Source organism: Salinicola corii (genome assembly GCF_008298015.1).
In the GTDB taxonomy this organism is placed as follows: domain Bacteria; phylum Pseudomonadota; class Gammaproteobacteria; order Pseudomonadales; family Halomonadaceae; genus Salinicola; species Salinicola corii.
In genome coordinates this window covers 317,136-331,558 of the sequence record NZ_VTPX01000002.1, presented here as the reverse complement: position 1 = coordinate 331,558, position 14,423 = coordinate 317,136, and the positions used below count along the sequence as shown (strand labels likewise).

Below are 14,423 nucleotides of genomic sequence, written 5' to 3'. Positions count from 1 at the left end.
AGCGAGTCATGCAGGCCATCGCCATCGAAGCCAACCAGATGATATGGCGCGAGCACGATGACCCCGGCGCGCTGCGCGCCAGTGAAGTGCGCATCGAAGTCGCCTGGGCAGGCATCAACCGGGCCGACCTGATGCAGCGTGGCGGCAACTACCCGCCGCCGCCAGGTGCATCGGAGATCCCCGGGCTGGAAGTCAGTGGAACGATCGTCGAAATCGGCCGCGGCGTCGAGCGCTTCCGGCGCGGCGATCGCGTTTGCGCCCTGCTGGCCGGTGGCGGCTACGCCGAACAGGTAACGGTCGACGAGGCCCAGGTGCTGCCCATTCCTCAGGGCCTGGGGTTACGAGAAGCGGCGGCGCTACCGGAGGTCTTCGCCACCGCCTGGCTCAACCTCTACATGGAGGGTGCGGTGCAGACCGGCCAGCGCGTCCTGCTGCACGCCGCCGCCAGCGGCGTCGGCACCGCCGCGATCCAGCTCTGCCGCGCGTTCGGCAACCCCTGCTTCGTGACCGCGGGTAGCGCCGACAAGCTGGAGACCTGCTATCGACTGGGTGCCGATGCCGGCTGGAACCGCCACGACGGCAGTTTCGTCGACCCGGTCAAGGCCTGGGGCGGTGCCGATATGATCCTCGATCCCGTGGGGGGAGACTACATCGCGCAGGATCTCGCGGTACTCAATCCCGACGGTCGACTGGTGCTGATCGGATTGATGGGTGGTGCCGAGGCACAGGTCAATCTGGGACGCATGCTGATGAAGCGTCAACGCCTGATCGGCTCCACCTTGCGTTCGCGCTCGGCGAAGGCCAAGGGTGCCATTCTCGACGCGCTCCATGCCCACGTCTGGCCCAAGCTGGCCAGTGGCGAGATCAAGCCCCTGATCGCCGGCACCTGGTCAGTGCAGGAAGCGGAGACGGCCATGCAACATCTTTCGGACAACGCCAATACCGGCAAGATCCTATTGAGCGTCAGCGGGGAGGGTTGAGCCGGCGCGGTACGCTAGTCGACGCCCAGCGTGGCCTTGTAGGTCAACTGCAGCAGACGGGCATCGTCGCCGGCACGATGACGACGGATGTCGTGCTCCGCGGCTATCCGCTCCTTGGTTTCGGCCCAGCACTCGGTCTGGGCCTCGCTCAGCAGACGCCGCAGGGCCTCCAGTCGAAACCGCGGCAGCATGCGGGCCTGATCGAAAAGCAGCGACAGCCAGGTATTGTCGTAGCCCCAGCTATCGCTGTAGGCGATGCCGCTCTCCGCCAGTTCGTCGTTGAGCCAGCGCGCGACCTCGATCGGCGGATGGCCTTCGCGGATCAATCGGGCACGGGATATCCCGTGCAGCAGTTCGGCCTTGGGGTCCCAATGGGTCCACTCCTGCACCGGCTGGATCAGGAACGCGCAACGGCTGCCATCGGATCGGGCCAAGCCGACCTCGATAGGGTAACTGCCGCGGCCAAAGCCGGAGGCCTCGATATCTAGCAGGGTGGGCAGCAACACGTCACGGGCTCCTTCCATGATGCCGTCTCATCTTGCGACGCCGATGATGCGCCATCATGACAGTGTTGAAGCGCGACTGCATCCAGCCACCCGGCTGGTGGCGGAGGTCACGCAGAAGGCCCCGGAAGGTTGTGGGTGCCTCAGTACGCCGTGAGCGCGGCTGGCGCCTCGCCGGTGGGACTGTCTTCGGTAAGGTGTTGGGCCCAGCGCTGCCAATCGTCCGCGCGAGCGGGGTCGTGGGGCAGGCCCAGTCCGCCATGCCGATACGCATCGGCCAGCCGCTTTGCGGCCTGGACATGGCCGTTCTCGCCCGCGCGGGCATACCAGGTCACTGCATGGTGCTCGTTGGGCTGGTACTGCGAACAACCCAGTTCGTAGATGCGCCCGGCCTGGTATTGCGCATGGCGATCCCCCTGTTGGGCCGCCTGCAGGACATAACGCGCGCCGGTGGACTTGTCGCGGGGGGAGATCCCACGATGCATCAGCACCCGGCCGTAGAGCGACCGCGCGGGGACATGGCCGGCATCGGCGCAACGCTTGAACCAGCGCAGCATCAACCGCTGCTTGCCCGGCGAACGCGTCATCCAGCGCGTGTGGCTGAGCTGCGTGGCCAGACGGAACTCGAATCGCGTAAAGAAAGAAAACGTCTGTGGCATAACTGACAGTGACCCTGGAGACTGGGACCCGTTAACGGTCCGAACTACCGTGTCGATCTGAACGCATCTTGTTTTCTATTACCGCAACACCAGGCAACGCTCTATGGCGCGTCGGAATCGACCCTTCACAGGCGCGCACGGCCGAGGCCGGGCGGCGAAAGGCCGCAAGGATACGCCTGCCCGCGTGGCGACTCAACCCCTCGCGCCCGGCGCCGGTTTGCCGCTTTCCAGCGGCGCCAGTAACATACGATTTCCAACGGCTTTTTCATCACGCCTCAGAGGGTGTTTACAAATTCGGCGAGCGAAGGCAAGACAAGGCAAAATCGGTCGAAAAGGCGGAGTTTACACGGGGTAAATGAGCATTTGAGGCCGATTTTAACGCCGTATTGCCGAGCGCAGGCATTTTGTAAACACCCTCTCAGGCTCGTCAACATCCGTTTTCCCATCTGGAGCGCAACATGCAGCGACGCCCCCTAGGCAAGACCGACATCCAGGTTTCGCGCCTGTGCCTCGGCACCATGACGTTCGGCGAACAGAACACCGAGGCCGAGGCGCACGAGCAGCTCGATCGTGCCGTTGCCGCCGGCATCAACTTCATCGACGCCGCCGAGATGTACCCGGTACCGCCCAAACCCGAGACCCAGGGCCGCACCGAGGCCTATATCGGCAGCTGGTTGAAGCAGCGCGGCAAGCGCGACGACCTGATCATCGCCAGCAAGGCGGCGGGTGCCGGACGCGGCATGGAGCATCTTCGCGGCGGCCCGCGACACACCCGCGAACAGATTCACCAGGCGCTGGACGCGAGCCTCGAGCGCCTGCAGACCGACTATCTCGATCTCTATCAGCTCCACTGGCCGGACCGTCACGTCAACTGCTTCGGCCAGCTGGGCTACCTGCCGGGCGACGACAGCGACGCCACGCCGTTGGAAGAGACCCTGGGCGCACTGAAAGAGGCCGTCGACGCCGGTAAGATCCGCGCCGTCGGGCTCTCCAACGACACCCCCTGGGGCGTCATGCGCTGTCTCCATCTGGCCGAGACCCAGGGTCTGCCGCGCGTCGCCAGTATCCAGAACCCTTACAACCTGCTCAACCGCAGCTTCGAGATCGGCCTGTCCGAAATCGCCCACCGCGAATCCGTCGGTCTGCTGGCCTACTCGCCGCTGGCCTTCGGGGTGCTGTCAGGCAAATATCTCGAAGGCCGGAAGCCGCCCAAGAGCCGTCTGACCCTGTTCGAGCGCTTCTCGCGCTATACCTCCGAGCTGGCCCAGGAGGCGACCCAGGCCTACGTCGACATCGCCCACGAGCACGGACTGGACCCGGCCCGGATGGCGCTGGCCTACGTGACGTCTCGGCCGTTCGTGACCAGCAATATCATCGGTGCGACGACCCTCGAGCAGCTCGATGCCAATATCGACAGCGATGGGCTCGAGCTGTCCGCCGAAGTCGTCGAGGCGATCGAGGGCGTGCATCGACGAATTTCCAATCCCTGCCCATGAAACTCGGCCCTGGGACTCATTTTCGAAACTCGGTCCTGATGGTCGCCGCCGGCGACCGATAACGCCACTTCCAACACGGGTAAGCGCGCCATGCTCAGCATCATCTCTCCCGCCAAGACGCTGGATTTCGAGACGCCTTCGACGACCCGAGACGTCACCCAGCCCGACTATCTCGACCTGAGTCGAGAGCTGATCGGCATCCTGCGCGGCTATTCCCCCCAGCAGCTGTCGCAACTGATGGGCATCAGCGACAAGCTCGCCGGGCTCAACGCCGCCCGTTACGCCGACTGGAAGACACCGTTCTCGCTGGATAATGCCAAGCCAGCGGCGCAGGCCTTCCAGGGCGATGTCTACGTCGGGTTGGAGGCGGCCTCCTTCAGCAAGGCAGACAACGCTTTCGCTCAGGATCATCTGCGGATTCTATCCGGGCTCTACGGCATGCTACGGCCGCTGGATCTGATCCAGCCCTATCGCCTGGAAATGGGCATCCGGCTGGAGAACACCGCCGGTAAGGATCTCTACGCCTATTGGCGGGAGCGACTGACTCTCGACCTGGACCAGGCCGTTGCCGCCAGCGGCAGTTCGACGCTGGTCAACCTCGCCTCCAACGAATACAGCAAGGCGATCGACTTCAAGAAACTCGAGGCCGACGTGGTCTCGCCGGTGTTTCAGGACGAGAAGAACGGCCAGTTCAAGATCATCAGCTTCTATGCGAAGAAGGCACGCGGCCTGATGGCCGCGTGGCTGATTCGTGAGCGAGTCGAGGAACCAGCGAGACTGACCGAATTCGATATCGCCGGCTATCGCCATGTACCCGACGAGTCCAAACCGGGAAAACCCGTCTTTCGCCGTCGCGAACGGGATCGCGGATAGTAGAGACGCGACGAAAGAATCAGGGGGGAATGCCGCCCGTTCAGCTTCCATTCACGCCAGTCTGCAACAATGCCCGCAGCAACGAGTGCACGAAGTGGGCACTCGGCCCGGAATAACGTTGATTTTCAGGAGAACGCCATGCGTCATCTGCTCGTCATGTTGATGGTCGGTCTGCTCGGCTTTACCGCCGCCGTCGACCACGCCGAGGCTCGCCGCATGGGCGGCGGCAAGAGCTTCGGCTCCTACTCACGCTCGGTGCAGCAGCCAACCCCGACCACGACACGCAGCAACGCCTCCACCCCGCCCCGCCAGCCCAGCGCCGGACTGTCGCGCTTCGCCGGCCCGCTGGCGGGAATGCTCGCGGGCGGTCTGCTGGCGTCGCTGTTCTTCGGTGGCGCCTTCGACGGGTTGCGGATGATGGACTTCCTGCTGATCGCGCTGGTCGCTTTCATCGGCTTCCGGCTACTGGCTGGCCGTCGTCGGCACGCACCGGCCGGTCATCGTGATGACGGTCAACCGCACCATGACACCAGCGCCCAGCCGGCTCCGTTCATGGGCACCGGCGCCTCGGGCACGAGCACCGGCGGCATCGCCACCGAGCCTGCATGGTTCGATCGCGAACGTTTCCTGGCCGGCGCCAAGGAGCACTTCACTACCCTTCAGCGCGCCTGGGACAACAACGACCTGAGCCGGATTCAGGAGTACGTCACGCCCGAACTCTACAACCTGCTGAAAGCGGAGCGCATGGAGCAGCCGGCCAACAATCGCACCGAAATCGTGCGCCTGTTCGCCGAACTGGGCAGCGTGCAGGAGTTCAAGGACGAAGCCGAGGCCACCGTGCTGTTCCATGGCGTGCTCGAGGAAAACGGCGAGGAGACCGAGTTCAACGAAACCTGGCACCTGAAACGGGCGCTGCGTGACGGCGCGCCGTGGTACGTTCAGGGCATCGAGCAGAATCCGAGCACCTGACGAGCCCGGAGCCGCCCTGAACGAAAAGACCCGAGCCCTGCGAATGACAGGCTCGGGTCTTTCTCGTTGTGGCCGCGACCATCGCCGAGGCGGCGCCGCGACTAATGTCAGTCGTCGCGATCGATGGCGAAAGCCGACCAGGCCTGTCGCGTCGGCATCACTTCCACGCGGTTGAAGTTGATGTGCGCCGGCAGTGTCGCGATGTAGAACATCTGCTCGGCGATGTCCTCGGCGGTCAGCGCCGTGGTGCCCCGATAGAGATTGTCGGACGCGGTCTGATCGCCACCGGTGCGCACCAGGGTGAACTCGGTCTCGGCCATGCCCGGGGCCAGATCGGTGACCCTCACGCCGGTGCCCTGCAGGTCGCAGCGCAGGTTGTAGCTGAACTGCTGAACGAACGCCTTGGACGCGCCGTAGACGTGGCTGCCCGGATACGGCCACTGACCGGCGATGGAGCCCACGTTGACGATCGTCGCCCCTTCACCCACCCCGATCAGCGTCGGCAACAGCGCATGGGTCACGTTGACCAGCCCGGTGACGTTGGTATCGATCATGGTGTGCCAGTCCTTCAGCGCCACCTTCTGTGCCGGCTGGGGCGCCAGCGCCAGTCCGGCGTTGTTGACCAGCGTGCGTACCCGCTTGAAGTCTTCCGGCAGGCTATCGACGGCCCTCTGCACGGCTTCATCGTCACGCACGTCGAGCACGATGGTATGCACCGCGACCTTGTCGGCCAATTCGGCTTTCAGCGCCTCCAGACGCTCGTCACGGCGACCGGATAGCACCAGCGACCAGCCGGCCCCGGCGAAACGATGGGCTGCGGCACGACCGAAACCGGAGGTCGCCCCGGTAATGAAAACAACATCGCTCACGTCATTCTCCTTCATATCTCGATAGAAAGGGGCATCTCCGCCCCATGTCACGTTGCCGGCGCTCCCCGAGCACAGCTAACCCTGCCACGCCTCATGGGCCAGCACCCAGAGCGACAGCACCATCAGCAGCGGCGCCACGGCGAGTTTCATCGAGCGCGGCGGGGAGCGTTCGAAGAACCATTGCCCCAACAGGTTGCCGACCAGCGCAGGTATCAGCAGCCAGGCCGCCCGAACCCAGGTCTCTCGCCCCAATTCCCCCGCCATCTCCAGTCCGATCAGCGATGCGCTACTGCTGGCGGCGAAGAACAGGATAGCAATCGCGCGTAATTTCAGCGGAGGGATACGCCGATGCAACAGATAGAGCATCAGCGGTGGGCCCCCCGAAGAATCCAGTGTCATGCACAATCCCGAAAAGGCGCCAGCCGCGACACTAGGCCACGTCCCTTGCCCTCGCGACACGGTTACTACCGGGTCATCGTTGGCGGACGACTCGCGACGCACCAGCAGCGCCAGCGCACCAAGGAGCGCCAGCACGGCAATGGCGACCCGCATCGGCGCGGCCGGCAACATGGCCATCAGGCTCACGCCGACGGCGGTCGCCACCAGCATGCCGCACAGCAACCGGCGCAGGAGGCGCCACTCCGCCAGCCGGCTGGCCCGGCGCCACAGGCCGACGCTGGTCAAAAGGTCCAGCAGCAGCGCCAGCGGCACCGCCTCGATCGGCGGCAGCAACAGCGTCAGCCCCAGCGCCAGCAACATGGCGAAGCCAAAGCCGCAATAGCCCCTGACGAGTCCGGCGAAGCACGCCAGCGCCATGGCCGATCCCAGCAGCGGCATCGATGACATCATGGGGACGAACTCCTCCCGCCGTTTTCCTGGCCACCGATATCGTGGAATCAGCCACCCTACCCAGCCAACACCGCGCCGGGTAGGGCCAGTTCGGCAACCAGGTCGGGACATCTTTCCATGACTGTCACGGTCGCCACCGCATTCTGGCTCTACGCGATCGAACCATCGCCCCCTAGTCTTGAATCGAGACAGTGAACGCCACACAACAGGAACCCTGCCATGACCGACACCTTCATCAACGACGACGTTTCCAATGAGCATGTCCATCGGCTCGACCGCCGGCACGTGTTCCACTCCTGGTCGTCGCAGGGCAACCTGTCGCCCCTGGTGATCGCCGGGGGCAAGGGCTGCCGGCTGTGGGACTACGCTGGCAAGGAGTACCTGGACTTCAGCAGCCAACTGGTCAATACCAACATCGGTCACCAGCATCCCAAGGTGATCGCCGCCATCCAGGCCCAGGCGGAGCAGCTGACCACCATCGCCCCGGCGCACGCCAATCTCGCTCGCGGCGAGGCGGCCAGGCGGATTCTCGATCGGGCGCCATCCGGCTTCGGCAAGGTGTTCTTCACCAACGCCGGCGCCGACGCCAACGAAAACGCCATGCGCATGGCGCGCAGCGTGACCGGTCGCGACAAGATCCTGTCGGCCTACCGCTCCTATCACGGCAACACCGGCTCGGCCATCGTCGCCACCGGCGATCCGCGGCGGGTGCCCAACGAGTTCGCCCGAGGGCATGCGCACTTCTTCAATCCGTTTCTCTACCGCAGTGACTTCTGGGCCGGCAACGAGGAAGAGGAGTGCCAGCGCGCGCTGCAGCACCTGAAGCGGGTAATCGAATGCGAGGGGCCGAACGCCATCGCTGCCATCCTGCTGGAATCGATTCCGGGCACCGCCGGCGTGCTGATTCCGCCTAGGGGCTACCTGGAAGGCGTGCGCCAGCTGGCCGACCAGTACGGCATTCTGGTGATCTTCGACGAGGTCATGGCCGGCTTCGGCCGTACCGGCAAATGGTTCGCACTGGAGCACTTCGGCGCCAGGCCGGACCTGATCGTGTTCGCCAAGGGGGTCAACTCCGGCTACGTGCCGGCCGGCGGGGTGATCATCTCCGACGAGATCTGCCGCCATTTCGACGATCACATGTTCTTCGGCGGGCTGACCTACTCGGGCCATCCGCTGGCGATGGCCTCGATCGTCGCCACGCTGGATGCGATGAGCGACGAAGGGATCGTGGAAAACGCCGACCGCATCGGCAACGGTCCACTGGCTGCCGGCCTCCAGCAGCTGGCACGGGATCACGCCATCATCGGCGAAACCCGCGGCCTCGGCGTGTTCCACGCGCTGGAGCTGGTCAGCGATCGCAATACCCGTACCCCATTACCGGCTGCTCGAATGGGCGCCATCAAGAACGCGCTGATCGCCAAGGGACTGCTACCGTTCGTGGTCGAGAATCGCATTCACGTGGTGCCGCCGTGCATCGTCAGCGACGCGGAAGTCGCAGAGGGGCTGGCGATCCTCGATGACGTGCTGGGCGAGTTTGCGGCTGGCTGATCGGGTTCGCGAGATCGGACTGGCGACCGGCGACTTGCCGGTCGCTGTCGTCTGGGGTCGGGGCTAGCCGAAGGCCTGCGCCAGTCGCTGGATCCCGGGTTCGATACGCTCGGCATCGATGGCGCCGAACCCGAGGCGCATGTAGTTGCGTGGCGGTGCCGGGTCGAAGAAGTGCTGGAAGCCCGGCTCGATCAGCACGCCGCGCTGCGCCGCTTGCCAGGCCAGCCGCTGCGTATCGATCGCATCCGGTGTCTCCAGCCAGAACACGCTGGCATGATCTCCCCCGACCCGACGACAGTCGGGCAGTTCGCGAGTGATCGCGGCATCCATGATCTCCCAGCGGTGACGCATCTCGTCGGAGAACTGTCGCAAATACCGGTCGTAGTGTCCCTGGGAGAGAAACTGCGCCAACTGCTGCTGCAGACCGGAGGGCGGATGGCGATACATCAACCGCCGTAGCGCCCGCAACTCCTCGATCAGTTCGGCATCGGCCACCACGTATCCCAGCCGCAATCCGGGAGACAGCGGTTTCGACAGACTGCTCATGTAGATCACGCGGGAACCCGCCCGGCTCGCCTTCAATGCCGGCTGGGCGTGACGATCGAAATTGACCTCGGCGTCGTAGTCGTCCTCCAGCACGATCTGGTCGCGGCGCTGGACCTGCTCGATCAGCGCCTCGCGTCGACGGCGGCTCATGGTGATCCCGGTCGGTCCCTGGTGGCTGGGCGTCACGTAGAGATAGTCGCTCCTGGCCGCTGCCGCATCCAGGCACATGCCTTCAGCGTCGATCCGCTGATAGCTCAGTCGTGCCCCCTGGCGCAGGAAGACGTTGGCCGCTTCGCGGTAGCCGGGATTCTCCATCGCCACCCGGGTGCGCGTGTCGAACAGCAGTTGGGCGATCAGGAACAGGGCGTTCTGGGAGCCGAGCGTGATCAGTATCTCGTCGCTGCGCGCATGGATGCCGCGCTTGGGCAGCACCCGCGTACGCAACTGCTCGACCAGCATCGGGTCGTCCTGATCGTAACGGTCGCCCAACCAGTGTCGTTCGCGCCGTCCACCGAGCAGCCGCCGCGAGGTCTCGCGCCACTGCTCCAGCGGAAACAGCCGGGTATCCAACTGGCCATAGACGAAGGGAAATTCGTAACTCATCCAGTTACTGGGGCGCAGAACACCCTGCAGATGGCTGGGCCGATGGGTGAAACGACCGCCCCAAAAAGGTGCATCGACGATCTCGTCGTGCGTTGCCGGGTTCGTTTCCAGTGCATCGGGCTCGTGATAGGCATCGTGCAGGTAGTAACCGCTGCGCGGCCGGCTGACCAGGTACCCATCCTCCACCAGCCCTTCGTAGACCAGCGCCACCGTGTTACGCGAGATGCCGAGCTGCAGCGACAGCTTGCGGCACGAGGGCAGCGCCTCCTCGGTGGGGATGGTACCGGTGTGAATCGCGTCGAGCAGCGCCTCGCGCAGTTGCTCCTGAAGGCCGCGCCGGGTGTCGAAGTCGAGATGAAAATAGTGGTCGAGCATGCCGAGCTCCCGCCCCGTGGCTGAGCTCTACACGTAGCAAGATCCGCGCCAGTCGACCTGTTCGACAGGCGGCCGGGGTTCGGAACTGTCCCGAGCATGACGAGAATCTGGCCTGTAGCGCCATGCATCCCGAACTTTAGTATGACCTGACCATAACAACGTCAATCACGAGGACTACATCATGGGCAGTACCTTCCATGGCGTCATCGCCTTTGCGCTGATCGCCGCCCTGCTGGTCGTCGGCAGCCTGCTGCGCAGCCGTATTCCCTGGCTGCGTGCCAGCCTGATTCCCGGCAGTATCGTCGCGGGGATCATCGGCTTCGTCGGACTCTCCTCGGGGTTGATTCCTGGCTACGGCCCTTCCGATTTCACCGCGCTGGCCTTCCACTTCTTCACCCTGAGCTTCATGTCGCTGTGTCTGACCGGCAGCCCCAAACCGGCCGCGAGCGAGCAGCGCCAGGGCATCGTCGGCGGCGGGCTGTGGCTGACGCTGATCTGGACCGCCAGCCTCGGCGCCCAGGCGGTGATCGGATTCGGGCTGATGGCGGGCTACGACCTGGTCACCGGCAGCGATCTCAGTCCGCTGCTCGGCGCCATCGTCACCCATGGATTCACCCAGGGGCCGGGCCAGGCACTGACCTACGGCACGATCTGGGAGAACGACTACGGCATCGCCAACGCCGCGCAGGTGGGCGTCATCTTCGCCTCGCTGGGCTTCGTGGCCGCCTTCGTCGTCGGCGTGCCGGCCGCGCGCCATTTCCTCAAGCGGGGGCTCAACACCAACCGCCATTCGACGCTGGACGACGATTTCGTGCGCGGCTTTCACACGCCCGAGACTCAACCTTCGGCCGGCAAGCAGATCTCGCACGCCGGCACCGTCGACTCGCTGGCCTGGCATCTGGGCCTGCTGGGCGTGGCCTATGTCATCACCTACGTCTGGCTGACCGCGATGCAACCGCTGGTGGCGGGCAATCAGGTGCTGTCGGTATTCTTCAGCTACAACCTGTTCTTCATTCACGGGCTGACGGTCTGCGTGCTGATGCGAATGGCGATCGATCGGTTCGGCTGGGCCGACAAGGTCGACAACGACACGCTCAAGCGCATCACCAGCGGGTCGGTTGACTTTATGGTCGTCGCCACCCTGATGAGCATCCAGATTGCCGTACTATCCGCCCTGCTGGTACCGATCCTGCTCATCGCGGTCGCGGTGACGCTGGTCACCTTCCTCGGTGCGATGGCCATCGGTCGGCTCAGCGGCCGGCTCGGGCCGGAGCGTGCCGTCACCGCCTTCGGCTGCTGCTGTGGCTCCACCGGTACCGGCTTGCTGTTGCTGCGCATGCTGGATGCTGACTTCAGCACCTCGGTGCCCAAGGAGCTGGCGTTCTTCAATATCGCCATCATCGTGGTCAATATTCCGACGCTTTTCTTCTTCACTCCAATCGCTCCGACGCTGGCGACATGGCAGTATCTCACTATCTTCGGTGGCTATGCCCTCATCACGCTGGCGTGCATTCCCTTGCTGATGAGATGGCAGCGTAGCCGGGGCGGTCAGATATCCCCCGTTCAGGAGCCGAATCCCTCATGAGTCATCGCATTTTTGCCGCCCGGCGCATCCTGACCATGAATCCTTCGCAGCCGGAAGCCACCCACATCGCGGTGCGAGACGGCCGGATTCTCGGCGTCGGCTCATTGGAAACGCTGTCGGACCTGGGTGACTTCGAGCTCGACGAGCGCTTCGCCGACAAGGTCATCCTGCCCGGCTTCGTCGAGGGCCACAGCCACGCGCTGGAAGGCGTGCTGTGGGAGTATCCCTACGCCGGCTTCTTCCCGCGCCAGGACCCTGACGGCCATACCTGGCCGGGACTGACCGACATCGCCGCCCTACAGCACCATCTCGGCGAGCAAGTAGCCAAGCTGCCGGCGGATTCGCCTCTGATCGCCTGGGGCTTCGACCCGATCTACTTCCCCCAGCGCCGACTCGACCGCGACGATCTCGATGCCGTCGACGCCGAGCGCCCGATCGTCGTCATCCATGCCAACCTGCACATGATGACGGTCAACGGCGCCATGTTGCGTTTCGCCGGTCTCGAGTCGCAGGCTGGTATCGAGGGCGTACGGACCTTCGACGACGGCCGGCCCAACGGCGAGCTGCGCGAGATGGCAGCGATGTTCGCGATCTTCGACATACTGGACCTCGACCTCTTCGACCGCGGCAGCGAGGAAGCGACGCTGGAACGCTACGCGCGCATCGGCCAGCGCCACGGCGTGACCACGTTGACCGACCTCTATAACCCACTGAGCGAGACCGGCGTCGAAAGCATGCAGCGCACCTGCAACCGGGACGACGTGCCGATGCGCCTGGCGCCGGCCATGAGCGCGCTGACCTACACGCCGGAAGACGGCATCGAGCGGGTGCTGGGCTGTCGCGACAAGGGCAGCGACAAGCTCCATTTCGGACTGGTCAAGCTGATGACCGATGGCTCGATCCAGGGCTACACCGCACGCCTGAAGTGGCCCGGCTATCACGACGGCTCGCCCAATGGCATGTGGAACGCCGAACCGGAACGTTTGACCGAAATCGTCCACCGCTATCATCAGGCCGGGCTGCAGCTGCATATCCACACCAACGGCGACGAAGCCGTCGAGCTGATGCTGGACGCCATCGAATCAGCGCTGGAGCTGTGGCCACGCGCCGATCACCGCCACACCCTCCAGCACTGCCAGATCATCGATCATGCGCAGCTAAAACGTGCCGCGCGGCTCGGGGTGTGTCTCAACATGTTCGCCAATCATCTCTACTACTGGGGCGACATCCACCGCTCGCGCACGCTGGGCTTCGAACGCTGTCAGCGTCTCGAACCGCTGGCCTCGGCGGATCGTCTGGGCATTCCCATCGCCGCCCACTGTGACGCACCGGTCACACCGCTGGCGCCGCTGTTCACGGCGTGGTGTGCCATCGCCCGCCAGACCGCCAGCGGCGACGTGCTGGGGCCTCTCGAGGCGCTGAGCGTGGAACGGGCGCTGCGACTGATCACGCTGGACGCGGCCTATACCCTGAAACTCGACGACTGCGTCGGCAGCCTGGAGGTGGGTAAATTCGCCGACATGGCGGTGCTCGACGAAGATCCGCACGACGTGCCGCTGGAGCGGCTGGCATCGATCGGCGTCGCGGCAACGGTCGTCGGCGGCCACGTCTTCAGCAATGCCTGAGCTCGACAACAGCCCGACCCCCAGCGAATCCCCGGACTCGATTCCGGTAACACTAGTGGCCGGTTATCTGGGCGCGGGAAAGACTACTTGGCTCAACGCGCATCTGCGAGACGGCGTGGCGCCGGACACACTGGTGCTGGTCAACGACTTCGGCACCATCAATGTCGATGCCGAGCTGATCGACTACGCTGGGGAGCGCCTGCTCCAGCTCAGTAGTGGCTGCCTATGCTGCTCGCTGAGCGACGAACTGGGCACCCAGCTTTCGCGTATCGGCCGCTGGCCGGAGCCGCCCGCGGCGCTGATCATTGAGACCAGCGGCGTGGCCCGGCCTCAACGCATCGCCGACATGATTCGCGTGGCACGCCGCTTCCGGTTGGAACGCATCGTCACGCTGGTCGACCTGGCAAGTCTGGCGCGGCGCCTGAATGACAGTCGCGTCGGCGAACTGGTGGCAGGCCAAATCGCCAGCGCCGGCCAGCTCTCCCTCAATCGTGGTGATGAGCTCAAGGTCATTGAGCGCGATGACTTGATGCGTCGGCTACGGTCACTCAACGCCATGGCTCACGTCGAACACGCCGACTCCGGTGATGTCAGATCACCGAAACCCGCGACGTCTCGATTGCTGACTCTGCGTTCCGCTACCGACGAACACGACCCCGACTGGCAACGCTTTGCGATCGAACTTCCCGCATCCCTGAACCGCCAAACGCTGGAGTCTCTGCTCGCCGAGCATACCGAGGGCCTGGCGCGCGCCAAGGGATTCATCCAGGCCGATGGCCGATACTACGTCTTTCAATGGAGCGGCAGGCACGTCGAGTGGACGCCCACCTCGCCACGCCCGGGCGCCAGTCAGCTGGTGGGAATCGGTTTTGCCGGCGAGTCCCTCGACGCGCTGATCGCGGCACTGAAAGCGCTCGACTGATTGGCGAGTGGCAACCCCGAT

At 64.6% G+C, this 14,423-nt stretch carries 13 protein-coding genes; 8 read left to right on the top strand and 5 right to left on the bottom strand.

The window, feature by feature from the left end; translation table 11 throughout:
• Positions 1 to 8 precede the first annotated feature (8 nt).
• Positions 9 to 980 (top strand): NAD(P)H-quinone oxidoreductase, encoded by a 972-nt coding sequence (locus tag F0A16_RS05510; RefSeq protein ID WP_149434379.1) that lies wholly within the window; start codon positions 9 to 11, stop codon positions 978 to 980.
• A gap of 14 nt (positions 981 to 994) precedes the next feature.
• Here F0A16_RS05510 and F0A16_RS05505 read toward each other — a convergent pair whose 3' ends face one another.
• Both F0A16_RS05505 and F0A16_RS05500 read right to left on the bottom strand, forming a co-directional pair.
• On the bottom strand, positions 995 to 1,504 hold the full coding sequence (locus tag F0A16_RS05505; protein WP_149434378.1) for a 3'-5' exonuclease family protein: 510 nt from the start codon (positions 1,502 to 1,504) through the stop codon (positions 995 to 997).
• 122 nt (positions 1,505 to 1,626) lie between these two features.
• The gene (locus F0A16_RS05500) at positions 1,627 to 2,142 is read right to left on the bottom strand and encodes a tetratricopeptide repeat protein (RefSeq protein ID WP_149434377.1); all 516 of its coding nucleotides are present in this window, start codon (positions 2,140 to 2,142) and stop codon (positions 1,627 to 1,629) included.
• Between the two features lie 458 nt (positions 2,143 to 2,600).
• Between F0A16_RS05500 and F0A16_RS05495 the strand changes: the two genes are divergently transcribed.
• The 3 genes from F0A16_RS05495 (at position 2,601) to F0A16_RS05485 (ending at position 5,480) form a co-directional block, all read left to right on the top strand.
• A complete protein-coding gene (locus F0A16_RS05495) occupies positions 2,601 to 3,638 on the top strand; it encodes an NADP(H)-dependent aldo-keto reductase (protein ID WP_149434376.1) in 1,038 nt (345 codons plus the stop codon).
• 90 nt (positions 3,639 to 3,728) lie between these two features.
• Positions 3,729 to 4,511, top strand: a complete 783-nt coding sequence (gene yaaA / locus F0A16_RS05490; RefSeq protein ID WP_149434375.1) for a peroxide stress protein YaaA — start codon at positions 3,729 to 3,731, stop codon at positions 4,509 to 4,511.
• A gap of 138 nt (positions 4,512 to 4,649) precedes the next feature.
• Positions 4,650 to 5,480, top strand: coding sequence for a Tim44 domain-containing protein (locus F0A16_RS05485; protein WP_149434374.1), 831 nt, complete (start codon positions 4,650 to 4,652; stop codon positions 5,478 to 5,480).
• A 107-nt stretch (positions 5,481 to 5,587) separates the two neighbouring features.
• Here F0A16_RS05485 and F0A16_RS05480 read toward each other — a convergent pair whose 3' ends face one another.
• Complete coding sequence (locus tag F0A16_RS05480) at positions 5,588 to 6,349, bottom strand: SDR family NAD(P)-dependent oxidoreductase (protein WP_149434373.1); 762 nt, start codon at positions 6,347 to 6,349, stop codon at positions 5,588 to 5,590.
• Positions 6,350 to 6,424: 75 nt separating this feature from the next.
• The gene (locus F0A16_RS05475) at positions 6,425 to 7,198 is read right to left on the bottom strand and encodes a sulfite exporter TauE/SafE family protein (RefSeq protein ID WP_223119713.1); all 774 of its coding nucleotides are present in this window, start codon (positions 7,196 to 7,198) and stop codon (positions 6,425 to 6,427) included.
• 219 nt (positions 7,199 to 7,417) lie between these two features.
• Here F0A16_RS05475 and F0A16_RS05470 point away from each other — a divergent pair, with 219 nt between their 5' ends.
• Positions 7,418 to 8,746: an aspartate aminotransferase family protein gene (locus tag F0A16_RS05470; protein WP_149434372.1), complete on the top strand. Its 1,329-nt coding sequence runs from the start codon at positions 7,418 to 7,420 to the stop codon at positions 8,744 to 8,746.
• A gap of 63 nt (positions 8,747 to 8,809) precedes the next feature.
• On the opposite strand, the gene pdxR is transcribed toward F0A16_RS05470, so the two are convergent.
• Entirely contained in the window at positions 8,810 to 10,270 is a 1,461-nt protein-coding gene (gene pdxR / locus F0A16_RS05465) for a MocR-like pyridoxine biosynthesis transcription factor PdxR (protein WP_149434371.1), read from the bottom strand.
• 181 nt (positions 10,271 to 10,451) lie between these two features.
• On the opposite strand from pdxR, the gene F0A16_RS05460 reads away from it, so the two are divergent.
• The 3 genes from F0A16_RS05460 to F0A16_RS05450 are packed head-to-tail and all read left to right on the top strand — an operon-like array spanning position 10,452 to position 14,402.
• A complete protein-coding gene (locus F0A16_RS05460; RefSeq protein WP_149434370.1) occupies positions 10,452 to 11,855 on the top strand; it encodes a sodium/glutamate symporter in 1,404 nt (467 codons plus the stop codon).
• Entirely contained in the window at positions 11,852 to 13,480 is a 1,629-nt protein-coding gene (locus tag F0A16_RS05455; RefSeq protein WP_149434369.1) for an amidohydrolase, read from the top strand. Before F0A16_RS05460 ends, F0A16_RS05455 begins: the two co-directional genes overlap by 4 nt.
• Complete coding sequence (locus F0A16_RS05450; RefSeq protein WP_149434368.1) at positions 13,473 to 14,402, top strand: CobW family GTP-binding protein; 930 nt, start codon at positions 13,473 to 13,475, stop codon at positions 14,400 to 14,402. The genes F0A16_RS05455 and F0A16_RS05450 overlap by 8 nt, the downstream gene beginning before the upstream one ends.
• The last annotated feature ends 21 nt before the right edge of the window (positions 14,403 to 14,423 follow it).

Excerpts from the sequence above, each read along its gene's own strand:
- F0A16_RS05510 (WP_149434379.1), top strand. The coding sequence starts at position 9 with ATGCAGGCCATCGCCATCGAAGCCAACCAGATGATATGGCGCGAGCAC.
- F0A16_RS05505 (WP_149434378.1), bottom strand. The coding sequence starts at position 1,504 with ATGGAAGGAGCCCGTGACGTGTTGCTGCCCACCCTGCTAGATATCGAG.
- F0A16_RS05500 (WP_149434377.1), bottom strand. The coding sequence starts at position 2,142 with ATGCCACAGACGTTTTCTTTCTTTACGCGATTCGAGTTCCGTCTGGCC.
- F0A16_RS05495 (WP_149434376.1), top strand. The coding sequence starts at position 2,601 with ATGCAGCGACGCCCCCTAGGCAAGACCGACATCCAGGTTTCGCGCCTG.
- yaaA (WP_149434375.1), top strand. The coding sequence starts at position 3,729 with ATGCTCAGCATCATCTCTCCCGCCAAGACGCTGGATTTCGAGACGCCT.
- F0A16_RS05485 (WP_149434374.1), top strand. The coding sequence starts at position 4,650 with ATGCGTCATCTGCTCGTCATGTTGATGGTCGGTCTGCTCGGCTTTACC.
- F0A16_RS05475 (WP_223119713.1), bottom strand. The coding sequence starts at position 7,198 with ATGATGTCATCGATGCCGCTGCTGGGATCGGCCATGGCGCTGGCGTGC.
- F0A16_RS05470 (WP_149434372.1), top strand. The coding sequence starts at position 7,418 with ATGACCGACACCTTCATCAACGACGACGTTTCCAATGAGCATGTCCAT.
- pdxR (WP_149434371.1), bottom strand. The coding sequence starts at position 10,270 with ATGCTCGACCACTATTTTCATCTCGACTTCGACACCCGGCGCGGCCTT.
- F0A16_RS05460 (WP_149434370.1), top strand. The coding sequence starts at position 10,452 with ATGGGCAGTACCTTCCATGGCGTCATCGCCTTTGCGCTGATCGCCGCC.
- F0A16_RS05455 (WP_149434369.1), top strand. The coding sequence starts at position 11,852 with ATGAGTCATCGCATTTTTGCCGCCCGGCGCATCCTGACCATGAATCCT.
- F0A16_RS05450 (WP_149434368.1), top strand. The coding sequence starts at position 13,473 with ATGCCTGAGCTCGACAACAGCCCGACCCCCAGCGAATCCCCGGACTCG.